23 protein-coding genes are annotated in these 24808 nt (G+C 48.8%); 20 read left to right on the forward strand and 3 right to left on the reverse strand.

The genetic code is table 11. From position 1 onward, the window contains the following. Nucleotides 1-3: 3 nt before the first annotated feature. Nucleotides 4-1815 carry a hypothetical protein gene (locus tag D479_RS05250; protein ID WP_008634456.1) on the forward strand — a complete coding sequence of 604 codons (1812 nt, stop codon included), beginning with the start codon at nt 4-6 and terminating at the stop codon, nt 1813-1815. Nucleotides 1816-1997: 182 nt separating this feature from the next. Continuing rightward, the gene (locus tag D479_RS05255; RefSeq protein WP_026578794.1) at nt 1998-2951 is read left to right on the forward strand and encodes an ATP-dependent 6-phosphofructokinase; all 954 of its coding nucleotides are present in this window, start codon (nt 1998-2000) and stop codon (nt 2949-2951) included. A 102-nt stretch (nt 2952-3053) separates the two neighbouring features. Here the strand turns inward: D479_RS05255 and D479_RS05260 are convergent, their stop codons facing one another. From D479_RS05260 to D479_RS05270, 3 genes are all read right to left on the reverse strand, one after another. Next, a complete protein-coding gene (locus D479_RS05260) occupies nt 3054-4271 on the reverse strand; it encodes a DUF819 family protein (protein ID WP_008634459.1) in 1218 nt (405 codons plus the stop codon). 102 nt (nt 4272-4373) lie between these two features. After that, complete coding sequence (locus D479_RS05265; RefSeq protein WP_008634461.1) at nt 4374-5567, reverse strand: cytochrome P450; 1194 nt, start codon at nt 5565-5567, stop codon at nt 4374-4376. Nucleotides 5568-5735: 168 nt separating this feature from the next. Beyond that, nucleotides 5736-6629, reverse strand: coding sequence for a fructose bisphosphate aldolase (locus D479_RS05270; RefSeq protein WP_008634463.1), 894 nt, complete (start codon nt 6627-6629; stop codon nt 5736-5738). Nucleotides 6630-6862: 233 nt separating this feature from the next. Between D479_RS05270 and D479_RS05275 the strand changes: the two genes are divergently transcribed. The 18 genes from D479_RS05275 to wrbA all read left to right on the forward strand — a co-directional run bounded on the left by D479_RS05275 (nt 6863) and on the right by wrbA (nt 24771). Continuing rightward, nucleotides 6863-8428 (forward strand): ABC transporter substrate-binding protein, encoded by a 1566-nt coding sequence (locus D479_RS05275; protein ID WP_008634465.1) that lies wholly within the window; start codon nt 6863-6865, stop codon nt 8426-8428. A 72-nt stretch (nt 8429-8500) separates the two neighbouring features. Next, nucleotides 8501-9442: an ABC transporter permease gene (locus tag D479_RS05280; RefSeq protein ID WP_008634467.1), complete on the forward strand. Its 942-nt coding sequence runs from the start codon at nt 8501-8503 to the stop codon at nt 9440-9442. A 26-nt stretch (nt 9443-9468) separates the two neighbouring features. Then, entirely contained in the window at nt 9469-10296 is an 828-nt protein-coding gene (locus D479_RS05285) for an ABC transporter permease (RefSeq protein WP_008634469.1), read from the forward strand. Nucleotides 10297-10307: 11 nt separating this feature from the next. After that, entirely contained in the window at nt 10308-11333 is a 1026-nt protein-coding gene (locus D479_RS05290) for an ABC transporter ATP-binding protein (RefSeq protein ID WP_008634471.1), read from the forward strand. Continuing rightward, nucleotides 11284-12246 (forward strand): dipeptide ABC transporter ATP-binding protein, encoded by a 963-nt coding sequence (locus D479_RS05295; RefSeq protein WP_008634473.1) that lies wholly within the window; start codon nt 11284-11286, stop codon nt 12244-12246. Before D479_RS05290 ends, D479_RS05295 begins: the two co-directional genes overlap by 50 nt. 4 nt (nt 12247-12250) lie before the next feature. Next, nucleotides 12251-12919 carry a DUF1028 domain-containing protein gene (locus D479_RS05300; protein ID WP_008634474.1) on the forward strand — a complete coding sequence of 223 codons (669 nt, stop codon included), beginning with the start codon at nt 12251-12253 and terminating at the stop codon, nt 12917-12919. A gap of 50 nt (nt 12920-12969) precedes the next feature. Next, on the forward strand, nt 12970-15102 hold the full coding sequence (locus D479_RS05305) for a helix-turn-helix domain-containing protein (protein WP_008634475.1): 2133 nt from the start codon (nt 12970-12972) through the stop codon (nt 15100-15102). Next, nucleotides 15099-16253 carry an amidohydrolase gene (locus D479_RS05310; protein ID WP_008634476.1) on the forward strand — a complete coding sequence of 385 codons (1155 nt, stop codon included), beginning with the start codon at nt 15099-15101 and terminating at the stop codon, nt 16251-16253. Before D479_RS05305 ends, D479_RS05310 begins: the two co-directional genes overlap by 4 nt. 74 nt (nt 16254-16327) lie before the next feature. Further along, on the forward strand, nt 16328-17305 hold the full coding sequence (locus tag D479_RS05315) for a sugar-binding transcriptional regulator (protein WP_277422400.1): 978 nt from the start codon (nt 16328-16330) through the stop codon (nt 17303-17305). 4 nt (nt 17306-17309) lie between these two features. Beyond that, the gene (gene rpiA, locus D479_RS05320; protein ID WP_008634479.1) at nt 17310-17990 is read left to right on the forward strand and encodes a ribose 5-phosphate isomerase A; all 681 of its coding nucleotides are present in this window, start codon (nt 17310-17312) and stop codon (nt 17988-17990) included. Between the two features lies 1 nt (nt 17991). Beyond that, nucleotides 17992-18963: a Gfo/Idh/MocA family oxidoreductase gene (locus D479_RS05325; protein WP_008634480.1), complete on the forward strand. Its 972-nt coding sequence runs from the start codon at nt 17992-17994 to the stop codon at nt 18961-18963. A gap of 81 nt (nt 18964-19044) precedes the next feature. Next, complete coding sequence (locus tag D479_RS05330) at nt 19045-19563, forward strand: VOC family protein (RefSeq protein WP_241210913.1); 519 nt, start codon at nt 19045-19047, stop codon at nt 19561-19563. Between the two features lie 163 nt (nt 19564-19726). Beyond that, nucleotides 19727-20890: a trypsin-like peptidase domain-containing protein gene (locus D479_RS05335; RefSeq protein WP_008634484.1), complete on the forward strand. Its 1164-nt coding sequence runs from the start codon at nt 19727-19729 to the stop codon at nt 20888-20890. Between the two features lie 12 nt (nt 20891-20902). Next, the gene (locus tag D479_RS21015) at nt 20903-21271 is read left to right on the forward strand and encodes a hypothetical protein (protein ID WP_241210914.1); all 369 of its coding nucleotides are present in this window, start codon (nt 20903-20905) and stop codon (nt 21269-21271) included. Next, nucleotides 21256-21774: a peptidylprolyl isomerase gene (locus D479_RS21020; protein ID WP_241210915.1), complete on the forward strand. Its 519-nt coding sequence runs from the start codon at nt 21256-21258 to the stop codon at nt 21772-21774. Before D479_RS21015 ends, D479_RS21020 begins: the two co-directional genes overlap by 16 nt. Before the next feature lie 142 nt (nt 21775-21916). Next, complete coding sequence (locus tag D479_RS05345; RefSeq protein WP_008634486.1) at nt 21917-22591, forward strand: response regulator transcription factor; 675 nt, start codon at nt 21917-21919, stop codon at nt 22589-22591. Beyond that, nucleotides 22581-23987, forward strand: a complete 1407-nt coding sequence (locus D479_RS05350) for a HAMP domain-containing sensor histidine kinase (RefSeq protein ID WP_008634488.1) — start codon at nt 22581-22583, stop codon at nt 23985-23987. Before D479_RS05345 ends, D479_RS05350 begins: the two co-directional genes overlap by 11 nt. Before the next feature lie 172 nt (nt 23988-24159). Beyond that, nucleotides 24160-24771 (forward strand): NAD(P)H:quinone oxidoreductase, encoded by a 612-nt coding sequence (wrbA, locus tag D479_RS05355; RefSeq protein WP_026578777.1) that lies wholly within the window; start codon nt 24160-24162, stop codon nt 24769-24771. Nucleotides 24772-24808: the final 37 nt, after the last annotated feature.

Here is a 24808-nt window from a genome sequence, read left to right on the forward strand (position 1 = left end):
GCGATGAGTATTAAACGTATGACGGCAGTCGGCTCTGCGTGTGTTCTCCTGCTGACAGCTGTTTCTCCAGTTGCAGCAGAAGAAGGTGGGAAGGATCAGGGAGACAAAGGATCCTTTTCAGCAAAACATGAAGTGGTCTACGCCAATTTGAAACCGGATGGAGACCAGGAAAAGCTCTATGTCATCAACAATTTTGATATAAAGGATAAAGGAAGCATTGTCGATTATGGTCCTTATACGAGCGTGCAGAACCTGACCGATGTTAATGAAATCAAACAGGAAGGTCAAAAGGTCGAATGGACAGCAGAAGAAGACGAGTTCTATTACCAAGGCAACTTGAAAGGGGATACCCCTCTTCCTTGGGACCTGGACGTGACCTATGTGCTTAATGGCAAAGAGATCTCTGCGGATCAACTTGCCGGTAAGGACGGAAAGCTCGAAATTAAAATTAAGACGACGAAGAATGAGAAGGCGGACGCTAGTTTCTTCAACAACTATTTAATGCAGATTACGATTCCGATGGCTTCTTCTAAATTCGAGAATATTGAAGCGGAGGAAGGAACGGTGGCCAATGCCGGGAAGGACCGGCAAGTGACCTTTACCGTTCTCCCCGAAGAAGAAGGTGATTTCACCGTTACGGCGGACGCTGACAATATGGAGATGGAAAGTATCGAGTTCACCGCTGTACCTTCCTCCATGGCCATTGATGCACCGGATATCGGTGGAGTGAAAAACGACATGGGGTCTTTAGCAGAGGCAACCGCCAGCATTGATAACGGTGTCGGCGATTTACAGAATGGTATTAAAGAATTGAACGGCGGGGTGGCGAGCCTCTATGACGGCTCTGTGCAATACAAACAGGGGATGGAAAGCCTGAACAGCCGGTCATCGGAACTCGTGGAAGGATCTGCTTCCATACAATCCGCCCTTCAGCAGATGAATGAAGCGGTTCAGGGCGGCACTGGTGACGTCGATTTAAATGATTTGACGAAGGTAGAGGGCGGGCTGCGTGAGTTGGCGGACAGCCTGAAGAACGCCCAGTCGGAAATCGATGATTTGAATGCTCAGTATGGAAAAGCGAATCAGGCACTGGCTGATGCCATCGCAGCAATTCCGGGATATGACATTACAGAAGCGGATATTCAGGCACTTCGTGACAGCGGGGCGGATCAGGATATCATTGACCAGCTTTTGGAAACATACAGAGCAGCCCAAGCGGCTAAAGGAGCCTTCACGGATGCAGAGGGGGCATTCCAGGCAGTGTCTCCTGCTTTGGAACAGAGCTCCGCTTCTCTCGGAGAGATGAGTAACCAGCTTTACAACGTAGCAGATCAGGTCGGAGCCGGTCTTGAAAGAATGGATATTGCAGGGTCCATTGCAGAACTGCAGACGGGTTTCGATCAGCTCACTTCCAATTATGCGACCTTCCATCAGGGTTTGAAGCAGTACACGGGGGGCGTAGCGGAACTGACGAATTCCTATGAGGATATCCACGGGGGAATCGCCGGTTTGACGGATGGAACGGCAGAGCTTGAAGAGGGGGCCGGCCGGTTGAAAGGCGGCACTTCAGAGCTGGCTTCTGCAACGAGTGATCTCCCGGGCCAGATGCAGTCCGAAATCGATCAGATGGTAGAGGAATACGACAAATCGGATTATGAACCGGTGTCCTTCGTTTCTGAGAAAAATGAGCAGGTCAATTCTGTCCAATTCGTCATGAAGACGGAAGCGGTCAAGCAGGAGGAAAAAGAAGAGAAGAAACCGAAAAAGAAAGAAGAAAAAGGGTTCTTTGAGCGATTGTTAGCATTATTTAAATAAGAACGAAATCCTCCGTCCGGGATCCTGCCGGGCGGGGGATTTTTTTATAAATCATGGATGAAGAGCATTCCCACGACTTTGAAAGGTGCAAAATGTTATCATAAGGATTAGGTCAGGGAAAAGGTGGAATTCCTTTTGCCTCTGAACATCCAGATGTGAACGACAGAAAGTGAGTGATGATAATGAATCGAATAGGCGTGTTGACAAGTGGAGGAGATGCTCCCGGTATGAATGCTGTCATTCGGGCAGTAGTGAAGTCAGGAATGGCTTCCGGCAAGGAAGTGGTAGGAATCCATAACGGATTTCACGGATTATTAGAAGAATCCGTAGAGACACTGGACAAGGAAGCGGTACGGACGATTCTTTCCCGAGGGGGCACGATTCTACAGTCTTCTCAGGATATGGATATGTTCGAAGAAGAAGCACAGGAACAAATCAAGCGGCAGCTTACTAAATTTGAAATCGATTCCTTAATCGTAATCGGCGGTCTGGAAGCATTGCAGATGGCGCATGTTCTCGCAGACAAGGGTGTCGCTTGTATAGCAGTCCCGGCTGCGATCAATTCTACGATTCCTCATGTAGCGTCGGCGATCGGCTTCGATACGGCTTTGAATACGATCATGGAGAATATCGATCGTATTCGGGATACGGCGGATTCTCATGAGAAGACGACCATCGTCGAAGTGATGGGGAGAGATTCCGGTACCTTTGCTCTATCAGCCGGCTTGGTCGGTGGTGCGGAAACCATCATCATCCCGGAGAGAAAAGCGGAGCTTGATGAGGTGATCGAGGAAATGAAAGATCAGGAGGACCACCGTTACCGCATTATCATCATGGCGGAGGGAGTCGGAAATGCAGCGGATTTCGGAGCAAGGTTGAAGGAGGAAGCCGGCGTGGAAGCGAGGGTAACGATTTTGGATGATACCCAATATGGTGGAACGCCGTCTGCAAGAGACCGGATGATGGCGACACGTCTCGGTGCCTATGCGGTCGAACTTCTGAATTCTGGCCAGACAGGCTTCTATGTCAGCTTGAAGGAAGAGGAGCTCATCACTTATGAGCTGTCAGAGATTGATAAAGAAACGCCGGTTCGGAATGAATCCATGTATTCGCTCGCGAAGAAACTTTCTATATAAGTAAAAAAGGCCCCTCTCTGGAGGGGCCTTTCGCTTGTTGGAAAAGTGATAGGAAGGGAAAAAGGCTTTACCTGAGGGATAGTTCAGGCAGTCAGGTCCCGTTTACATAGATTGAAAGACATAGTACATCATACTGCCGGCGTAGTTGCCGATGATGTATCCAAGTGTGCCGACCAACATGATAGGGACAATCAGCCGCTGCCACCCTTTCGCAATAGCAAAGGCTGCTGCGGTCGTCGGCCCGCCGACGTTGGCATTGCTTGCTACGATCATTTCCTCCAGGCTGAAACGGAACAAACGACCGACTCCGAATGTCAGGAGCATGTTGAAGAAAACGATGATTGCGACAAAGATGATAAGCAGCGGAGCATTCTGGACCAACAATGGAATGGATGCGGGTACACCGATGACGACGAAGAAAATGTATATAAGGTAGGTCCCCAATTCCTGTGCACCACGTATGTTATCGAAAAATTTATCAAATAGGGTGACAGCAAGAACGGTGATGGTCGTCAGCATCAAATAACCATCTCCAAATAATCCGTTCATTATGTTTAAATACACCGGTACTCCTTCGCCTGATGGAATCCAGGCGCTGATCCAATCCGCCAGCTTGAAGGAAACACCCACCAAAACGAACGCACTCCCGCTTGCAAGCGCAATATCTTTAAGAGAGATGTCCTTCCTCTTCCAATAATCTGCTGCCGTATTTTTAGACGAGTCGACGGTGCGTTCCTGCTCATCGATGTAGGGAGTCCGGAATTTCCTGCGGAAGAAGGAGGAGGCCGGGATCAGGATCAACACAAAGAAATACAAAGCCATCAACAGGTTGTCGGCAACGATTGCGGAAGCGGCGAGCTCTCCGGGTGGGTTCAGCTTGCCGGACAGGGCGGCGAAGTTCACACCTCCGCCAATGTAAGAGCCTGTTTCCATTGCTGCTATCTTATCCAGGTTTGGAATGGTATCTTTCAGGAAGAAGAAGGCTATGTACGCACCGATGACGGTACCGATGGAGCTGATCAGGAAGATGAACAGCATCCGTCCGCTTTCTTTGATCACTTTTCTTAAATTGGCTTGAAATAAGAGCAGCGGGATAGCCAGAGGAATGACATATGTCCATACGGCATCGTAGGCGGGTGCGTCTGTCGGAATCACCTTTATGTTGGCGAGGATCAGGGCACCGACGAGGGCGATGATGGCTCCGGTCATTTTGGCTGCCCATTTGTATTTTTGCTCCAGATAAATGCTTACAGCTGCCCAGCCGGCAAGAAATGCCCACAACAGCCACGTGTCATCTGCTTGAATCAACGTTTGTTCCATCTTCATCTCTCCTTTTTCTACATTTTATCGTATCTCAGTTGGTTTTTTTACATTTTTTGATAAATAGGAAAAGAGGCACTCTATAACGAGTGCCTCTTTCGTTTACCAGGTGACAGGGAGACTGCGCAGGCCGCGTAGAAGAAAGATCGAGCGCCATTCGGGCGCCTCTCCGTTCGGGTCGATTGTGATGGCAGGGAGCGATGAAAACAGCTTCTCCAATGCAATGTTCCCTTCCAATCTGGCGAGTGGGGCACCGAGGCAGAAGTGAATGCCGAAGCCGAACGCGACGTGACCGTTGCTCTTCCTTGTAACGTCAAACGCGTCTGCCTTTTCGAATTTATCGTTATCCCGATTGGCGGAGCTGATGGAGGCTAAGACCATATCGCCGCGCCGGATCGTCTGCCCGTGAAACTCCATGTCGTCGGCGGCCCATCTTGCTGTCGAGAAGTCGACAGGACTGTAGTAGCGCAGTCCTTCTTCAACGGCTCCCGGGATGAGGGAAGCATCTTTTTTGACTAAATCCAGCTGGTCCGGGTGCTCAAAAAGGGCGAGCATCGTGTTACCGATCAAATTGACGGTGGTTTCATGACCGGCGATTATCAAAAGGAAGATCATCGAATATAACTCCTGCCGGCTCAACTGTTCTCCGTCTTCCTCTGTTTGGATAAGGTAGGAAACAAGATCGTCGGTCGGATTCTGCTTTCTCTTCTCAAAGAGGTCGGTCAAATAGGTAGTGAAGGCTTCCACATCCGCTGCAAAATCCGTGTCCTCTTCGTTGGAGGCGGCCACGATGGAATTGGACCACTTCCGGAACTTATCCCGGTCTTCTGCCGGTACACCGAGCATCTCACTGATGACGATGATCGGCAGAGGGAAGGCATAATCGTCGATCAGGTCCACCGGTCCTCCTTTCTTTTTCATTTGCTCGATTAGATCATCTGCGATTTCACTGATCCGTGGAGTCAATTCCTTGATCGTTTTCGGGTGGAAGTAGGGCTGGACAAGCTTGCGTAAGCGCGTGTGGTCAGGGGGGTCGACATCAAGCATCATGTTTTCGAAGATAGTGATTTCTTTGTCACCGTCATCGTCAGGCGTCCTCTGGATCAGCTTCGTCTGATCTTTTAGGAAACCCGGCGCCTTCAGCATTTCTTTGACATCGTCATATTTGGTGACAAGCCACGTAGCGGGAGTGCCATCAGACATTTGAAATACGGGTTGTTTATCTCTCATTTTTTCATAAAAAGGGTAGGCGTTATCTTTGAAGTTGGATTGGTAAAGCTGTTCCATCGTTTCCATAAGTGGGGACCACCTTTCTTTAAGTAAAGTATAAAAGATTGGAAGGATCATGAACAAATGATAGGAAAAGGGAAAGAGGAATATCGTTACTATTTCCTATTTCCTTAGAATAGGTTTCCCGTTCATGAAAAAGGCGTACACCACGGTGTACGCCTTTTCTGGATTCTGTTATCTGCCTTTTTGTACAGAAGCTGCGTAAATGGAATCGACGGCATTCTGCAGGGCCTGATCAAACGTTTCGTCTGACTGGTCTGCATACACATCGCCGACCAGTGCCCGGGAGAAGCTCGCGATTAACCCATCATTCGCTGTCAGCTTCTCGTTGGCCTCTTCCCGTTCATAACCTCCGGAGAGAGCGACGACACGAATGACTTTCGGGTGGTCGACAAGTTCCTTATACGCATTCGTTTTTGTTGGAATCGTCAACTTCAACATGACCTGCTGATCCTCTTCCAACTCGTTCAAGTGTTTAAGAATATGATTGCGAAGAAGCTCTTCACATTTCTCTTTCTCTTCGCTGTGAATATTCACTTCCGGTTCGACAATCGGCATCAGGTCGGAAGCGAGGATCCGTTTGGCAATATCAAACTGCTGTTGAACCACTGCTTCGATTCCACTTTCATCCGGATCGTGAATGACGGAGCGCATTTTCGTTCCGAATATTTTCCGCTCGTTCGCCCGACGAAGCGTTTCGTCGAGATCGTTGATCGGTTTCATGAGCTGGACGCCGTTTTCTTTATCGGCAAGCCCTTTATCGACTTTCAGAAAAGGCACAATGCCCTTCTCCGCGAGATAGTCTCCTGTGTATTTCCCTTCGACTTTACGGTCCATCGTTTTCTCAAAAAGAATAGCTCCTAGAATTTTTTCGGAATCGAAAGCAGGGGAGGTGATGATCCTTGTCCTCATCTCGTGGACTTTATCGAACATCTCGTCTTCATTATTGTAGGCATCTTCAGGAATGCCGTAATCAGCCAGAGCCTTCGGCGTACTTCCGCCACTTTGATCCAGAGCGGCAATAAATCCTTTTCCGTTTTTAATTCGGTCGAGCTGTTGCTGGTTCATCTTATCTGCTCCTTCCAGAATTTTATGGAATGTCCATTGTAAGCATTCCCTGTCCTCTCCGAAATGTAACGTTCAAATCCATAAAATTTGAAGATCACCTGATTTGTAAACTTTCCTAACATTTGCTTTTATTCTTTGGAACATCTCCCATATAAATACGACAGGTTTCTACAATATAATAAAATTACTGTATTTTTTAAATTTACTGAAAATAAAAAGGGGGCCATTATTGAATGAAGAAAATCTACTGGTTGTTGCTGCTCGTATCCCTGCTGCTCTTGCTTGCCGGCTGTCAGGACCCGACGGAGTCTGGTTCATCTGATTCCGGTTCGGAGGAGACAAATCAGGAAGGGGAGGCTTCGGAAGGTGGAACATTGACGATCACAGATCTATCCGAAGGACAGAGTCTCGATCCTCACGTCGTGACAGATGCAGCCTCCATGCGCTATATCGAGAACATGTACAACACCTTGTTCAAGTATGAGAAAGGGACCTACGGAGAAATCGAAGGAGACTTAGTAGAGGATTATGAAGTTTCTGATGATGGTACGGTCTATACTTTGACCCTCCACGACGGCGTGACGTTTCATAATGGGGACGCTTTGACTTCAGAAGATGTGAAGTACTCCATTGAAAGAATTATAGAAAACGAAGTAAGGGCGGCTCAGTTTGAGTCCCTGGAAAGTATCGAGACGCCGGATGACACGACAGTCGTTCTGACTTTAGCTGAGCCGGTCGCTCCGTTCCTGACATTCCTTGCTTATCCGATGAATGCCATTGTCAACAAAACGATCGTCGATGAGAACGGCGGCGACCTGGCTGGTGCGGATGCCGGAAGCGGCCCATTCACATTGGGTGAGTGGACGAAGGATCAGGAAATGGTCCTGGAGAAGTATGAGGACTACTTTAAAGATGGACTGCCGTACTTAGATAAAGTCGTGTGGCGTTCGATTCCGGATGAAACAGCACGAACTACAGCCATCCGAAACGGGGAGATCGATATTCTTCTCCAAACACAGCCGAAGGATGTCCAAGTATTGGAGCAGGCAGACAACGTCAATGTGGAGACTGTCGCCGGAACGTATTGGGAGTATGTCGGTTTGAATACCGAGGCAGGTCCATTGTCCGATCCGAAGGTCCGTCAGGCCATTGCGTGGGCTGTCGATCGTGATGCTGTCAACGACGTCGTGAAGCTGGGACAGGCGACTCCGCTACGAAGCGGCCCGATTCCGGATAACCACTGGGCACACCTGGAAGATGCCGTGTATCCAGAGCAGGATTTGGACAAAGCGCGTCAATTGTTGGAAGAAGCAGGAGTCTCTGACTTGAGTTTGACAATGAAAGTGAGTACGAACCAAGCGCAGATCGATGCCGCTCAGGTCATTAAGCAGCAGCTTCAGGAAGTCGGCGTGACGGTCGAGGTCGTCTCCCAGGAGGACAGTGTCTTCTTTGATGCTCTCGGTAATGGAGATTTTGAAATGACTGTTGTCGGCTGGGTCGGTTTCGTCGATCCAGATGAGTTCCTTTATAACATCTTCCATACAGACGGCATGTACAACCAACAGGCGTACTCCAACCCGGATGTCGATGCATTGTTGGAACAGGGACGTAAAGAGATGGATAAAGAGAAACGGACGGAAATCTATGCAGAAGCACAGCGTATGATTGCCGAAGATGCTCCGATGGTCTTCTTGTACGCCAACCCGCAGACGTCGGCACTCAGCGATCGTGTAAGCGGATTTGATGTTCATCCTACGGTGACGACGATTTCATTAGAAGAGACGAAGGTTGACCAATAATAAATAGATAAAACGAAAAAGTGGCTTCCGGCCACTTTTTCCTTCACTTTACGTGCAAGGAGGGACGATTGGATGATCCAATACATCATCAAACGGCTGCTTATTTCCATTCCGGTCTTGTTCGGAATCTCCATTGTGGCGTTCTTCATCGTCCGGCTGGTTCCCGGGGATACGGTCACAGCCATGCTGGGTACCAGTTATTCTCCGGATCAGGCAGCTGCCTTGAGAGATAAGTACGGGCTGGATGAACCACTCATTCAGCAATATCTCTTATGGCTCGGAAACGTTCTGCAAGGGGATTTCGGATATTCGCAATTTACGAACACTCCGGTGCTTGAAGCAATCATGGCCCGGCTTCCGATTACGATCGAGCTTGCCCTGCTTAGTGTAATCATCGCTGTTATTCTTGCCATTCCACTTGGTACGATAGCGGCTCTCAAGAGGAACAGTAAGTTTGATTACGGAGCAAGTTTTGTCGGGATGCTCGGCATATCTGTTCCTAACTTCTGGCTTGGTACATTGATGATTCTCTTCTTCAGTCTCTATGCCGGCTGGTTTCCTTCCGGCGGCTTCGTCGGCCTTTATGACAGCGTATGGGGAAATCTGAAGAGCATGCTGCTTCCTGCTGTCGCCTTAGGCACAGCTGTAGGAGCTGTCGCGATGCGGATGACGCGCTCCTCAATGCTGGAAGTGACGAATCAGGAATATATCAAAATGGCAAAAGCAAAAGGGGTTTCCAATTCTCGGATGATTTGGAGACACGCGCTGAAGAATGCGCTCATTCCTGTTGTGACAGTACTCGGCATTCAAACGGGCTATCTGCTTGGAGGCTCTGTCGTCGTGGAGCAGATCTTCGGTCTTCCTGGTGTCGGGCGTCTCGCTCTGCAGGCGATAACAAACCGGGATTACGCGCTGCTGCAAGGGACGATTCTGTTCATTGCAAGCGCCTTTGTGTTTGTCAATCTGGTTGTGGATATAATTTACGGATTCCTGAACCCGCAAATCAGATATTAAGAAAGGAGAATCGTGATGTCTGATTTATGGTATCAATTCAAAAAAATAAAGTCGGTGTTTTCGGACTTGGCATGACGCTTTTGTTTGCAGTGATGGCGGTCGCTGCCCCGCTGATTGCCCCTTATGATCCATATGAAATGATGACGGACGCTATTTTGGAGGGACCGAGTATGGCACACCTGCTCGGTACCGATCAATTCGGACGTGATATTTTGAGCCGGATCATTTATGGAACGAGGATCTCTTTACAAGTCGGTATTATTTCGGTCGGTCTGTCCTTTGTCTGTGGGACCATCATTGGAGTCGTTGCTGCTTATTACGGCAGATGGGTCGATCATGTGCTGTCCAGGCTGACGGATGTCATGTTCGCTTTCCCGGATATTCTGCTTGCCCTAGTCATTATGGCTATCTTAGGACCAAGCCTCACGAATTTGATGATCGCTGTCGGGATTGTGTACACACCTATTTTCGCCAGGATCGCAAGGGGATCGGTGCTCTCCATCAAGAATTCTCTGTATATCGAAGCGGCCCGCTCGATGGGAGTGAGCAATATGAAGATCATGTGGAAACACATTCTCCCCAATAGTGTGGCCCCGCTTATCGTGCAAGTGACTCTTTCCTTCGCTTTCGCTATCTTGGCAGAAGCGGCGCTCAGCTTCCTCGGTCTCGGAGTTTCTCCGGATACACCGTCCTGGGGAATTATGCTGAGTGAAGGGAAGAGTTGGATGGAAACGGCCTGGTGGACGGCGGTATTCCCGGGCATCGCCATTACGCTTGCCGTGTTCAGCTTCAATACGATGGGCGATGGATTAAGGGATGCCCTTGACCCAAGGTTGAAGAATGAGTCTGCATAAGGAGGAAGCCGATGTCTGAGTATGTGCTGGAAGTACAAAATCTGAAGACGCATTTTCATACGAAGAAAGGGATAGTCAAAGCGGTGGACGGTGTCGATTTAAAAGTAAAGCAAGGAGAAATTCTCGCAGTCGTCGGTGAGTCCGGCTGTGGAAAAAGTGTGACCTCTCAATCGATCATGCGCCTTGTCGGTCAGAAGAAAAGCGAAGAAGTCAGCGGACAGGTCCTGTACCGTGGGGAGGATCTTCTCAAGAAAACAGAGAGAGAAATGCAGCACGTCCGGGGTAAGGATATTTCGATGATCTTTCAAGATCCGATGACTTCCCTTAATCCGGCTTATACGGTTGGTACACAAATTGCCGAAATGCCGATGATTCATGAGAACAAAGACAAGAAGTCGGCATGGAGACGTGCGGTGGAGATGCTGAAGAAAGTCGGTATCCCCTCTCCAGACAAACGGGTGCATCAATACCCGCATCAATTCAGTGGAGGGATGAGGCAACGCGGGGTAATCGCTATGTCCTTGTCCTGTGATCCGGATTTGATCATTGCTGATGAGCCGACCACCGCTTTGGATGTAACCATACAGGCGCAAGTGCTGGATTTATTAAGGCGTCTTAGAGATGAAACGAACGCCGCGATTGTTCTGATCACCCACGATTTAGGCGTTGTTGCTGAGCTGTGTGACAGAGTGGCGGTCATGTATGCCGGCAAAATTGTCGAAGAAGGGTCCGTGGAAGATCTATTCGATCGACCGAAGCACCCTTATACGCAAGGGTTGTTGAAGTCTGTGCCGCGTCCTGGTGTCAGGGAACGGCTGCAGCCGATTGAAGGACAGCCGCCTAACCTGCATGATTTACCGGAAGGCTGCCGATTCGCCGAGCGGTGTCCATTCGTCATGGAACAGTGCCTGCATAAGGAACCGGCGTTAAAGGCTTCGGAGTCGGAACAACACAGAGTCGCCTGCTGGCTGGAGGAGGAGAGAAACGATGACGACAGAGGAACTCGTCCGCGTCGACAACCTGAAGAAGTATTTTAATGTATCCAATGGCATATTTCGAAAGAAGAGTGAAGTCAAAGCAGTAGACGATTTGAGATTTACGGTCTACAAAGGGGAAACGCTCGGGATTGTAGGAGAGTCCGGATGCGGCAAGTCGACGACCGGGCGTCTGCTTATGCGTCTCCTGGATGCAACGGATGGAGAAGTATATTTTGAAGGCGAGAACATCATGGACTGGGACAGGAAAACGCTGAGGCAGAAGCGGCGTGATTTTCAGATGATTTTCCAGGATCCATTCGCCTCTCTTAATCCAAGGATGGTCGTCGAAGATATTATCGAAGAGCCGTTGAAAACGATCGGTATGACGAAGGCGGAACGGAAGGCGCGCGTAGGGAAACTGCTTGCGGATGTCGGTATTCCGGAGAGTTACAAAGATCGCTACCCGCATGAGTTCTCTGGAGGGCAGCGTCAACGGATCGGGATTGCGAGAGCCCTGGCGTTGAATCCGAAGTTCATCGTGGCAGATGAACCTGTTGCTGCCCTTGATGTTTCCATTCAGGCGCAAATTATTAATCTGCTGATGGACCTTCAGGAGGAATACGGGTTCACGTATCTTTTCATCGCCCATGATTTAAGTGTCGTCCAATATATCAGCGATCGCGTCGGGGTTATGTACTTAGGGCAGATGGTCGAACTGACCGATAGTGATGAGCTATATGAGCATCCCCTCCATCCATATACGAAAGCGCTCCTGTCTTCCATTCCGGTTCCTGATATTCATACGAAACGGGAGAAAATCACGCTCGCGGGGGAAATACCGAGTCCGGACAACCCGCCGTCAGGCTGCAGGTTCCATACCCGCTGCCCGATTGCACAGGAACATTGCAAAACCAAAGTACCGGAATTTAGAGAAATAAAGAAGGGTCACTATGTGGCCTGTCATGAGGTGTAACGTTATGAAGCTAAACACATTTTCTATCATGGCCCGCTGTCCGGAAACGGGCAATTTCGGAGCTGCTGTTGCCACGCGGTTTCCAGGCGTCGGTGCCTATTCTCCCCATATCGAACCGAATGTGGGGATCGTCATCACCCAGGGATGGGTCAATCCGGCATTAGGCCAGGAGGGCGTGGACCATCTGAAGAAAGGGCGGACGGCCAATGAAACGCTCAACCATCTCCTCTTTCATGACCCGGGCAAAGAACTGCGCCAAGTTTCAGTGATGGACCAATATGGAAACAGCAGCGTCTATACAGGGGTGGAGAACGATGATTATAAAGGACATATTGTCGGAGACCAATGGGCGGTCCAAGGGAATCTGCTTGCCGGACCGGAAGTCCTTGAACAGATGGTTTCCGCCTTTAAAGAGGCGGAGGGATCACTCGCCGAAAAGCTTCTTGAAGCCCTTCATGCCGGTGATGCAGCCGGGGGAGACATCCGTGGGAAACAGTCTGCGGTCATCAAGGTAGCCTCGGTAAAGGGATTTCCTTTCGTCGACTTCCGCGTCGACGATCATGAGAACCCGGTACAAGAGCTCCGTCGGATTTATGACAAGAACAAATCTGTCCTGATTGACAGGTATCATGAATGGATCGATGCAGTCAAAGAGGGAATTCCCTTAGATTGACATACACTTTTTTCTGAAAATTCCTTATAGTTATTTTAGAGGTGGCACCTATGGAAAAGGAACTATTGCAGCAACTGAAGGCAAGGTATCGGTTGGAGGATATCGTCATCGTCGATAAACATACAAGGACCAGTGTGTCTGAGAAAACATACACCGACTCTATTCCTGAATGGGTTTCCCTTTCCCTTCGTATGGAAGAAGGAACAATAAGGGAGACGGGAGATCGATGGGTGTATAACGGGGAAGATGTGATGGTCGTTCTGATCGGGCGTCACAAGTATGATGAAGGGGCAGCTGTCTCTTTCCTTAAAGAGCATGAAGCATGGCTGAAGCTGCTTCTTCATCATACGAATGAACAGAAAAGGAAGAATGCGCTCCACGTATTGACCGGGGTCTCTCATACCCTCTCCTCGAGGATGTATGAGGAAGGGTTCCTGCAGATCATTTTGGATTCGGTGGTGGATGCTGTCACAGCGGCGGATTCCGGATTTCTGTTTCTTTATGATGAGAAAATCGGGAAACTCCTCGTGGAAGCAGCTGTCGGTTTTCGTGATTTCGGATATAAGAAGACGAGACTGAAGCCAGGAGAAGGTGTCAGCGGCCGTGTGTTTGAAAGCGGGAGAGCTTCGCTTCTGCAAGGTACAGGATCCATTAAGGAAGCAATGGAAACGATGTCCGCTTTTAATTACGAGCATTATCTGGAGGCGGCTGAGGAACGTTCCATACCAGAGAGCATGCTGTCGGTCCCGCTTTTGTTTCATAAGGAAACAATCGGTGTCCTCACGTTGGACAGTTTCAGGGACCATCCCTATCTGACAGAGCACGACCTCCACTTAGTGGAGGCGCTGGCAGATCATATCGCTGTTGTTATCATGCATGCACGGTTGTACCGTCAGGAGAAGAGGCAGCGGGAAGCCTTACAGCAGACCCATCTGGCGTTAAGGAAAGAACACGAAACGATGCAGCGTACAACGGATTTTCACCATCGTTTGACGAACGTAGCCGCCAGTGGAGGCGGAGTTCAAGGGATCATTCAAACGATGAAAACGATGGTCCGGTACCCTTTCGCCGTGTATGATGCACTTCTTAAGCCGCTGTTCGTCGATGAGGAAGCGGGGGAGAAGGGACTCCCGGACAGGTTTCTCAGTCATGACAGGGTCAAGAAAGTTATAAAAATGAATAAATGGCAGCAGATTGCTCATGCAGGCGAGCAGCTCGTCGTTCTGCCGATCACGGGTCCGGTCTCTGTGTGGGGATTTGTCTGTGTGTGGATTGATTCTGCCGATTTCTTCGAGAATGATATCGTCTTATTTGAATACGGGACGACCGTTCTTTCCTTGGAATTAACGAAAGAGGATTCCATAAGGGAGGCGGAGCAGCAGGCGAAGGGACAGCTGGTAGAAGGAATTCTGACAGGGGAGCGTGATCCGGTGGTCGAAGTGCAGGCATCCAACCTTGGCCTCTACCCAGCCGATTTTTATGCGATGGTGCTCTGTCATGTTGATCCGGACAAGATGGGGGAAGAGATGATGACGGTCAATTCCAGGCGTCAGCGGGAAGAGATAGGGGACGCGCTCGAAAGTGTAGTAACGAAGCTTGAGTTGAACGGGATTGTTTCCATGAACCGCTCGTATGTTTTCGCTATGATCAGCTTTCCGGAATCAGAAGGTAAAGGGTCTGCGCGTCAGAAGATGAAGGCGCTTGTTCACATGCTGGAACGATCCTCCGCGCCGCTTAAAGCTGGTGTCGGCCGTGTCCATAAGAATCTTTTCCAATTGAATAAGTCCTATGCAGATGCGGAGAAGTGCATCCAGGTCTTAAAGACGAAGCCGTCGAAAAATGTGATGAGCTTCGTCGATGCAGGTTTCTATCGCTTTCTTCTTCAGAACAGTGAGGAAGACCTCTCTCTCTATGTATCTGACTTTCTTGGTCCTTTGATGAGGTATGACAAAGAAAAGAATAACGACATGCTGCACACATTGATCACTTATGTCCGGTTTGATAAAGACTTGAAGAAGGTGACCAAGGAGCTGAACATCCATCATAATACATTGTATTACCGCATCAACCGTGTTCAGGAAATTCTTGATGTGACCTTTGACCGGTTCGATGACTGGTTCAATGTCCAGTTGGCCTGCCGGGTCTATGAATATTTACAGATAGAAGAGAGGGACGTCCGATGATAGCCATTTGTAATGTCGTTTTGGAACCTGTAAGAGGAAAAAGAGAAACAGACGCGACCGTCCTTGTCGAGGCGGGGAAAATCAAACAGATCTGCACAGCAAAAGAAGCGGATCTCGGAAACTATGAACAAGTGATCGACGGCATGGGGATGATTCTGACCCCTGGTTTTATCGATACCCATACGCATCTTGGCATTGATGAAGAAGGTATTGGTTGGGAGGGGGCCGACTTCAACGAAACGACCGAAGCACTCACTCCCCACCTTCGAGCCATTGACGGCATCAACCCGTTCGACCGTGGATTTTTTGATGCGGCAGAAGGTGGTGTGACAACTGCACAGGTGCTTCCCGGTAGTGCCAACGTTATAGGTGGAATCACCGCGATTGTAAAAGTGAAGCCCGGGTTTATCCTTGAAGACATCATCGTTCGTGAGCGTGCCGGGTTAAAGATGGCATTCGGCGAAAATCCGAAGAAATATCATGGTCAGCAGGGACGCACGCCCTCGACACGAATGGGCATTGCCGGAATGATCCGGGAACAATTGGTGCTGGCCGCTGAATATCTGAAAAATCCTTCCCCGAGAGATTTACGGAAGGAATCGCTTGGGGAAGTGCTGGAGCGTCGGATACCTGTCTGTGTTCATGCTCATCGGGCGGACGATATCATGACAGCCATACGAATTGCAGAAGAATTCGATCTTGACCTGCACCTGGAACACGTCACCGAAGGCCACCGGATTGTACCTGCATTGGTGAAATACAAGGATCGCTGCAAGTTTTCCATCGGACCGACACTTTCCGGGCGGAGTAAAGTCGAACTAAGCGGCATGTCATGGGATACGTATAGAGCCCTTGATGAACAGGGGATTTCTTTCTCTATCATCACCGATCATCCGGTCGTGCCGGTCAAGCAGCTGAAGACGTCCGTGAAGCTTGCGGTGGAAGCAGGCCTGGATGCGGATACAGCATTGGAGAGTGTAACGATCCGTGCTGCAGAAGTGCTTGGTCTGCAAGATCAAACCGGCAGTATCGAAGTCGGTAAGGATGCGGACCTCGTATTATGGGATAAGCACCCGGTGAAAGATGGCGGTACAGCTGTCCTGACGATGGCCGGTGGAGAAATCACCTATCAAACTCGTCAGCCTCTTTAGGCTGGCGGGTTTTTATTTTGTGGAATATTGTGGAATGCTTTCGTTTGCACAAATGACCTTAATGTTATACATTTGTGCAAAGGGGGTTGTCTATGGAAGAGAGAGAAGAGTTGAAGAAACTCTACCAAATAGCTCGGATGTACTATGAACAGGACATGACGCAGAGTCAAATTGCCAAAGAACTAGGAATCTACCGGACGACCATCAGTCGGATGTTGAAAAAAATCAGAGAGAAAGAAATTGTCCAGATTCGTATCAACTATGAGGCTTTCCACGATATTGCGGTAAGCGAACAGTTGAAAGAAAGGTTTGGTCTGAAGGAAGTCCTTCTCGTCCCTGACAAGGAAAATCAAACCAAGGATCAGAAGCGGAGAGCGATGGGGCAGGCATGTGCGAAATTTCTTGACCGAATCGTTCAAGCCGGTGATGTCGTCGGTTTCTCGTGGGGGACTTCCCTTGCTGCGGTGGCCGAAGAGTTGGAGCCTGAAAAACCGCAGGAAGAAGTTATTTGCGTTCCGTTAATCGGAGGACCTGACGGGAAGCTCGCAAGTCGTTATCACGCGAATACCATCGTTTACGAAGCTGCCCGTAAATGGAAGGGGGATTCGACATTGATCGATGTCCCTGCGATTGCGGGCAATGAGGAATTAAAATCGGCACTGGCCGCTTCCGGACATTTTCAGGAAGTAAAAGCTTTATGGGACCGGCTGACGATAGCGGTTGTTGGAATAGGATCACCTGCGATCAATCAAGGCGATAATTGGAAAGCTTTCTACGGTGGAACATTATCTGCAGAGATGGAAGAGGGAGAAGTCGCAGGAGATATTTGTTCCAATTTCTATGACAAAAGAGGGCGGATGATGGACACGGAACTCCTGCACCGGACGATCTCTATTGACCTGCAAGCTCTTCATAAAACGAGGTATTCCATCGGAGTAGCGGAATCGAATGAAAAAGTGGAAGCTATCAAGGCGGCCTTGACAGCAGGGCATCTCAACGTTCTTGTCACGACCGAAGAGACAGCGAAGGCATTGATACGAGAAGGGGAGTAAGCGAATGGATGTTAAGAAACAGTGTGCCGAAGAAGCTTTGACCTATATAGAAAACGGGATGACTGTCGGGCTGGGAGGTGGAAGCACGGTAAAGCATCTCGTCACCTTTCTGAAAGACAGTGGTCGTTCTGTAAAGGTCGTAACACCCTCCTGGGAAACGAAACAGCATTGTGTGAGCGAAGGTCTGCAGGTACTTCCGTTGTCCGACGTCCCCTCTATCGATATAGCTTTCGACGGCTGTGATCAAGTAGATCAGCAGCTGCATGCGCTTAAGAGCGGGGGCGGCATCCATACGGAAGAGAAGCTTGTCGCTTATATGGCAGATGAGTACGTGGTGCTTGTGGATGAGTCGAAGTTCGTTCCTTCGTTGACCTTCGAACATCCAGTGGTAGTGGAAGTACTCCCACAGGCTCTTCCTTACGTCCGCCGCAAATTGGAATCGTTCCCAGTGCTTCAGGCGAATATTCGGATGAGTGAAGATAAAGACGGGGCCGTCATAACGGAAAACGGGAACCTGCTGCTGGATGTCTACGTCGATCCGGATAAGGCAGATTCCGGTTTGGAAGGCCGGTTAAAAGGATTGACGGGTGTGATCGACACGTCCTTGTTCACCTCTGTTGTAACGAAAGCATTGGTGGCAGGACCGTCTGGGATAAGAGAGATCACTATAAAAGGAGAGAATTGAAATGGGACAAGTTAATTGGGGTATTGTCGGACCTGGAGGAATCGCTGGAGATTTCGCCAAAGCAATCAAAGCGGTGAATGGGCATATCTACGGTGTATGGGGAAGAAATATGGACAAAACCCGCCGATTCGCGGAACAAGAGGGCGTCGATCATGTCTATGAGAATACAGAGGATATGTACCGGGACGATCAAGTCGATGTCGTCTACATAGCGACACCGCACAGCATTCACTATTCTTACATCATGGATGCTTTGAAGAACGGCAAGCACGTTCTTTGTGAGAAGGCGATTACGATGAACGGCAGGCAGTTAAAAGCGATTGCGGAATTGGCAGAAGAGAAAGGATTGGTAGTAGCAGAAGCCATGACCATTTACCATATGCCGCTGTACAAGAAGCTCCGTGAAATGATCGAAGAAGGAAAAATCGGCAGGATCAATATGGTCAACGTGACGTTCGGAAGCTGTAAGGAAGATGATCCGGAAAACCGCTTCTTTAATCCGGATCTTGCCGGTGGGGGAATGCTTGATATCGGGACCTATGCTCTTTCCTTTACACGTTTCTTCCTCTCAGGGCAGCCGACGGAGCTGCATACTACGGTGAAGAAGCATGAGACAGGAGTAGACGAACAGTCTGGTATCGTCATGAAGAATGACCATGATGAGATGGCAGTCGTTTCCCTTGCGATGCGGGCAAAAATGCCGAAACGCGGCATTGTCGCCGGTGATGAAGGGTTTATTACGGTGGATAACTTCCCGAGAGCTGATAAAGCAACCATCACTTATACAGCCGACGGCTCTGTGGAAACAGTCGAAGCCGGAGTGGAAGCAGATGCGCTTCAATATGAAGTGGAGGCTATGAACGATTTGATCTTGAATAAAGGGGACAATTGGACGCTCGCTTTATCTCGAGAGGTTATGGATTTAATGGATGATGCCCGTCAACAGTGGAACCTAACGTACGATTTCGAATAAGCGGATCTTCCATGATCCATTCTATGTCTCGTTTTTCTGCAGGGGGATAACGGGGAAGTAAGGATGGAAGGGGAGATTGTAATGACAAGAGGAATCGACCATATAGGAATGACTGTGCCCAGTATAGAAGAGGCGACCGCCTTTTTCCAGGAAGCCTTTGGTGCCGAGGTCAGCTATGATGTGCAGCGCCCGGAACAAGAACCTATGGCAGGAGATGAAGTGGAGAAGCAGTTGGGACTGCCGGAGGGAACGTCCATTATTCATATGCGGTTATTGAGAATTGGCGACGGTCCTACGTTTGAGCTTTTTGAGCTGGGAACCGAACCGGATAAGGAACCATTGCGTATTTCAGATATAGGCATCCACCATTTCGCCTTCTATGTAGATAATATCGAACAAGCTTCTGAACGTTTTGAAGCGGCTGGAGGTTCTCTACTGTCCCCGCCTCATTCGTTGGATGATGAAGAGGACGGACCTCATAATGCAGGAGTGTATGGGAAAACGCCCTGGGGGAGCTTGGTCGAATTGATCAAGTATCCGGACGGGGTGGATTATCCAAAAGGAAGTGAAGCACCGCGCTGGACGCCGCCGAAAAACTAAAGAGAATGAAACAGGCGTGTATATTATTTAAAGAAGAAGCTCACTCCCCGCAGTAGGGAGTGAGCTTCTTTGTTTATGAAAAATCCTGTGCTGTCATACAGCTGACACATTCCGGTTTTATAGTAAGCGTATCAGAAAAAATCTTACGGAATGAGGGATACAAATGGGTGAAAAAAAGCAGTCACTATTTAAAGTAATCGGGTTATCACTATCCGCAGGTGTGCTTGGATCTGCGCTTACATTAGGAATTACGTCGTACGGGGATCAAGCACAGGATAATGGCAAAGATGCTGTAGTGGAAAGTGCGACGCAGGAGGCGTCCGATGTAGATGTGTCGACAATAGCTTCGGATTCCGGTAAATCCACGGCGGACATTGCGGAAGCAGCTTCGGATGCAATCGTCGGCGTCGTCAATATGACAACACAGCAAAGCCCGTTCCAGGCATCAGCAGAAACGACGGAAAAAGGAACAGGCTCCGGGGTCATCTATAAAGTGACGGATGATGCTGCCTATATCGTTACAAACAACCACGTGGTGGAGGGAGCGTCCGAATTGAAAATCTCCTTGAATGACGGCAGCGAAGTAGATGCCGAAGTAATCGGGACCGACGCTTTGACAGACATTGCGGTGCTGAAAATTGATGGAGACTATGATATTAAACCGCTTGCCTTCGGAGATTCAGATAATGTCCGGGCCGGTGATGAAGTCATTGCCATCGGTAACCCACTGGGACTCGACTTATCAAGAACCGTGACACAAGGAATTATCAGTGCCAAGAGTCGTACGATCACTACTTCCACGTCTGCCGGAGAGTGGGATCTTGACGTCATTCAGACCGACGCAGCCATTAACCCTGGAAACAGCGGTGGTGCATTGATCAACTCTGCAGGCCAACTTATTGGAATCAACAGTCTGAAAATCGCCAGTGAAGAAGCGGAGGGCTTAGGGTTTGCCATCCCTAGTAATGATGTGAAGGATCTGATCGATGACATTACAGATGATGGAAAGGTTGACCGCCCATATCTAGGTGTAGGGGTAGTGAGCATCGACCAAGTGCCTGCCTATTACACGCAGACACTGCCGGAAGATGTGAAAGAAGGGGTCATCATCGGTTCCATTGATGAAATGTCTGCTGCCGCAAAAGCAGGTTTGAAAGAAGAGGATGTCATCGTTTCGATTGATGATCAGCAGGTGACAAGCTCCAGTGATCTCCGTAAATATCTGTACACCGATCACAAAGCAGGAGATAAAGTGTCTGTGAAATACTATCGTGACGGCCAAGCGCAGACGGTACAGGTCATCCTGTCTTCGCAGGAAGAATCATAAGGGAGATATGTAATGAATAAAAAGGTTATGTTCGGAGGGATAGGAGCGCTGGTTGTTGTGGCGCTCTGTATCCTGCTCAGTGTGAATGTCGGGGCCAAACAGGAAGCTGTTGCCACAGTAGATGGAGAAGAGATTTCCAAAGATGATTTATATGAGTTGCTCGTCAGTCAATATGGAGACGACGCCCTTGATTCATTAGTAACAAGTAAAATAGTGGAGATGGAAGCAGAGAAGAATGATATCCAAGTGGATCAGGACAAGATGAAGGAAGAAATGGAGACGTATTACGATCAATATGGCAGCAAGGATGACTTCCTGAGCGCCTCAATGAAAACGGGGTGTCCCTGGAGGATTTTCAAGCGGATTTGGAAGAATACCTGACGCTTGAGAAACTATTAAAAGACAGGGTCTCCATTACGGATGAAGAGAAGGAAACTTATTTTGAAGAGAATAAAGATAGTTTTAATCAGCCGGAGCAAGTGACGGCAAGGCATATTCTCACGGAAACGAAAGAAGAGGCACAAACGGTTCTAGATAAATATAATGACGGAGAGAAATTTGCTGATTTGGCAGAAGAGTATTCGACGGATGAGGCAACGAAAGATTCCGGCGGGGATCTCGGGACGTTTGGAAAAGGGGAAATGGTGGATGCATTTGACGATGCCGCCTTCTCCATGGAAGCAGGGGAAGTGAGCGACCCTGTGGAAACGGAATATGGGTTTCACATTATTGAAGTAACCGATCATACGGATGCCGAAGAAGCGACATATGAAGACGTAAAAGAAGAGGTTACGGACGCGTTATATGACTCTAAAGTTAATGAAGAATACACCTCCTGGCTTGATGAAAAGATGGAGGAATATGAAATAAAGAACAATCTTTAAGAGCAATAGAGAGACCGCCCACAGGGTGGTCTTTTCTTGAATTATTTTATGCGGTCCTTCAAGTAAGAGGGTCGGACACCTTCTTTCCTTACCGCTTATGTTATTCTGAAACTAGATTTCAACTGGAGAAGGTGAAGATACCGTGAGTAAGATCATGATTGTAGAAGATGAAATGCCGATCAGCCAGGTGTTGAAGGCATATCTGAAGAAAGCAGGATTTGAGACTATACAGGTGTTTCGGGGAGACGAGGTCCTTGATACCTTTCAGAGTGCTTCGCCGGACCTGGTAATCCTGGATGTCATGCTGCCCGGGAAGAATGGCTGGGATTTATTGACTGATATTCGTAAGGAAAGCGAATGCCCTGTTATTATGTTGACGGCTCTCAGTGAAGTGGATGACCGGCTTGCAGGACTCAATCACGGGGCGGACGACTATATTGCCAAACCATTCGTCGGAGATGAGGTGGTGGCGCGTGTCAAAGCAGTTTTGAGACGGGCTGGAACGCAGACATCGCCTGTAAAGAGGTTCGGTAAGTTGGAGGTCGACATCATCGGTCATCGAGTGAAGGTGGATGGGGAAGAAGTGACGCTGACACCAAGGGATCTTTCTTTAGTCACTTTTCTTGCGGAGCACCCTAATCAGACATTTACACGAGACCAGCTTATAGAGAAAGTGTGGGGATGGGAGTACGAGGGTAGTGACCGTGCCGTCGATGTCAGTATCAAGCGCATCCGTCATGCTTTGAAGAGCTGGCCTTCTTCGGAAGGGGAAATACGCACGCTGCGCGGGTTAGGATATCAGCTCAGTGTTTACTGAAAAGAAAGTGCCGTTACAGCGTTATTGGACGACCAGGTATGTGTGGACGCTTGTTATCGGATTATTCGTAATCGGGATCATATCGGTCGCCTGGATCCGCCATCAGACGATGGATAATCGCCTGAGTATGATGCAATTCGTTGCCGAACAGACGGCCGGCCGCCTGGTGAATGATGGACAGGTCCAGCCGCAGGAAGAGGAAGACGTCGTCATTCAAGGCAGGGAAGACTTCATGAACATGGACAGCCGGCCTGATTTGTACGTCGTTGATCAGCAGGGTACGATCCTGTTCCAGGACCGGCCCAGAGGTCAGAGGCTTCCACAGCGCTTTGCCGTCGACCTTCTTGATGAAGAGCAGACTATTCAAAAACTGGACACCAGCTCCGGGTTGTTTTACATGGTTTCCAAACCTGTCGAAATTAACGATGCCACCGTCGGATGGGTCATTCTTCTGGAATCGAAGGAGAACTTGACGAAGGTCGATCAGGAGTATTGGCAGTTGTTTTTCATCCTCGTTTGTCTTGCGCTGCTGGGCTGGCTGGCTATCTACTTCTTGTCGAAGCGGCTGTCTAAGCCTATTCAGGAAGTTGCTCAGGCAGCGAGAGAAGTAGAGGCAGGAAATTACGGATTCCATATTGATGATGAGCGGGTGAAAGAAGCGGAAATTTACGACCTTATTCAGTCTTTCCAGGAGATGTCCGGGAAACTGCAGCATCTGGAAGAGCTCCGTAGTCAGCTGCTTGCCGGAGTTACCCATGAATTGAAGACACCGGTGACGTCGATCAGCGGCATGCTGCGAGCCGTTCAGGATGGGATTGTTGAGGAAGAGGAAGCGGAAGACTTCATAAGGGTCTCGTTGAAGGAGACAGAGAAGCTGGAGCGGATGGTCCTCGATCTGTTATCGTTCAACACGTTTGCAGCCAATTCCGTTCCTCTAACGAAGGAAATCCAGTCCGTCAATCGTACGGTTAAGGAATCGGTCCATCATTGGGAAGTAGGTCAGGAGAAGGACAACCTTACCATCTCCGTGGATCTTCTTTCTGAAGATGTAGACATACCCATGGATTCTATGCGGTTCCAACAAATTATTACGAATCTGCTCAACAACGCCTCTCATGCGATAGAGGGAAAAGGAGACATCTATATCCGCATGGATCAGCGGGAACAATGGATCTATATTGATGTCGAGGATACAGGTGGTGGAATCAAAGAAGAAGAAAGAGACTTCATCTTTGAGCGGTTTTACAGGGGAGAAGAGAAGAAGTATAAAACCGGTGGCCTCGGTCTCGGTCTCCCGTTTAGTAAAATGATCGCCCAGTCTCTTGGGGGAGATCTTGTCCTGTTTGATAGTTCTTCCGCGGGAACGACCTTCCGTATCCAATTACCCATACACTAGACCCCTTCCATCAGAAGGGGTTTTTTAATAATGAATTTTTATCTTGATTTCAAGATAAATGAGATGTATAATTCTTTTTGTAGGACATATCTCAGTTTCGAGATTTCAAGAAGGGAAGATTCCAATGGGATTTCTAAATAAACTATTCGGTAAGCAAAAGGAGATGGAAGAGATGGCAAATGTAAAATTAGCTGTTGTTTTTTATAGTATGGGTGGTACGAATTATCAGATGGCGAAATGGGCGAAAGAAGCAGCGGAAGAAGCAGGAGCGGAGGTAAGGCTTGTTAAAGTAGAGGAATTAGCACCTGCTTCTGTTATCGAGGCGAATGATGCTTGGAAAGCGACCGTAAATGCGACGAAAGACGTTCCGACTGCAAGCTCCGATGATATTGAGTGGGCAGATGCCTTGATTTTCAGTGTGCCGACACGATTCGGAAACATGCCTGCTCAAATGAAGCAGTTCCTTGATACGCAGGGCGGTCTTTGGGCTTCAGGAAAAACAGTCAACAAAGTTGTCAGCGGTATGACTTCTGCTCAAAACCCACATGGTGGTCAGGAAGCTACCCTGTTGTCTCTTTACACGTCCATGATGCACTGGGGCGCCATTATCGCTTCTCCTGGTTATACAGATCCTGTTCTGTTCGGCGCAGGAGGCAACCCTTATGGTACGAGCGTGACCGTAGATCAGGAAGGCAAGATGGTGGAAGATGTTCAGGCAGCTGTCAAACATCAGACGAAACGGACCATCTCCGTAGCTGAATGGGTCAAGCAAGGTAATAAATAATAAAAGATCTCTATATCAAAAAGCCCCTGTTTCCTTG

Origin of the sequence: Halobacillus sp. BAB-2008 (genome assembly GCF_000328325.1) — a bacterium.
Classification (GTDB): Bacteria; Bacillota; Bacilli; order Bacillales; family Halobacillaceae; genus Halobacillus.

What these genes read in the sequence shown, in the direction of transcription:
- D479_RS05250 (WP_008634456.1), top strand. Translation starts at nt 4, where the DNA reads ATGAGTATTAAACGTATGACGGCAGTCGGCTCTGCGTGTGTTCTCCTG.
- D479_RS05255 (WP_026578794.1), top strand. Translation starts at nt 1,998, where the DNA reads ATGAATCGAATAGGCGTGTTGACAAGTGGAGGAGATGCTCCCGGTATG.
- D479_RS05260 (WP_008634459.1), bottom strand. Translation starts at nt 4,271, where the DNA reads ATGGAACAAACGTTGATTCAAGCAGATGACACGTGGCTGTTGTGGGCA.
- D479_RS05265 (WP_008634461.1), bottom strand. Translation starts at nt 5,567, where the DNA reads ATGGAAACGATGGAACAGCTTTACCAATCCAACTTCAAAGATAACGCC.
- D479_RS05270 (WP_008634463.1), bottom strand. Translation starts at nt 6,629, where the DNA reads ATGAACCAGCAACAGCTCGACCGAATTAAAAACGGAAAAGGATTTATT.
- D479_RS05275 (WP_008634465.1), top strand. Translation starts at nt 6,863, where the DNA reads ATGAAGAAAATCTACTGGTTGTTGCTGCTCGTATCCCTGCTGCTCTTG.
- D479_RS05280 (WP_008634467.1), top strand. Translation starts at nt 8,501, where the DNA reads ATGATCCAATACATCATCAAACGGCTGCTTATTTCCATTCCGGTCTTG.
- D479_RS05285 (WP_008634469.1), top strand. Translation starts at nt 9,469, where the DNA reads ATGGTATCAATTCAAAAAAATAAAGTCGGTGTTTTCGGACTTGGCATG.
- D479_RS05290 (WP_008634471.1), top strand. Translation starts at nt 10,308, where the DNA reads ATGTCTGAGTATGTGCTGGAAGTACAAAATCTGAAGACGCATTTTCAT.
- D479_RS05295 (WP_008634473.1), top strand. Translation starts at nt 11,284, where the DNA reads ATGACGACAGAGGAACTCGTCCGCGTCGACAACCTGAAGAAGTATTTT.
- D479_RS05300 (WP_008634474.1), top strand. Translation starts at nt 12,251, where the DNA reads ATGAAGCTAAACACATTTTCTATCATGGCCCGCTGTCCGGAAACGGGC.
- D479_RS05305 (WP_008634475.1), top strand. Translation starts at nt 12,970, where the DNA reads ATGGAAAAGGAACTATTGCAGCAACTGAAGGCAAGGTATCGGTTGGAG.
- D479_RS05310 (WP_008634476.1), top strand. Translation starts at nt 15,099, where the DNA reads ATGATAGCCATTTGTAATGTCGTTTTGGAACCTGTAAGAGGAAAAAGA.
- rpiA (WP_008634479.1), top strand. Translation starts at nt 17,310, where the DNA reads ATGGATGTTAAGAAACAGTGTGCCGAAGAAGCTTTGACCTATATAGAA.
- D479_RS05325 (WP_008634480.1), top strand. Translation starts at nt 17,992, where the DNA reads ATGGGACAAGTTAATTGGGGTATTGTCGGACCTGGAGGAATCGCTGGA.
- D479_RS05330 (WP_241210913.1), top strand. Translation starts at nt 19,045, where the DNA reads ATGACAAGAGGAATCGACCATATAGGAATGACTGTGCCCAGTATAGAA.
- D479_RS05335 (WP_008634484.1), top strand. Translation starts at nt 19,727, where the DNA reads ATGGGTGAAAAAAAGCAGTCACTATTTAAAGTAATCGGGTTATCACTA.
- D479_RS21015 (WP_241210914.1), top strand. Translation starts at nt 20,903, where the DNA reads ATGAATAAAAAGGTTATGTTCGGAGGGATAGGAGCGCTGGTTGTTGTG.
- wrbA (WP_026578777.1), top strand. Translation starts at nt 24,160, where the DNA reads ATGGCAAATGTAAAATTAGCTGTTGTTTTTTATAGTATGGGTGGTACG.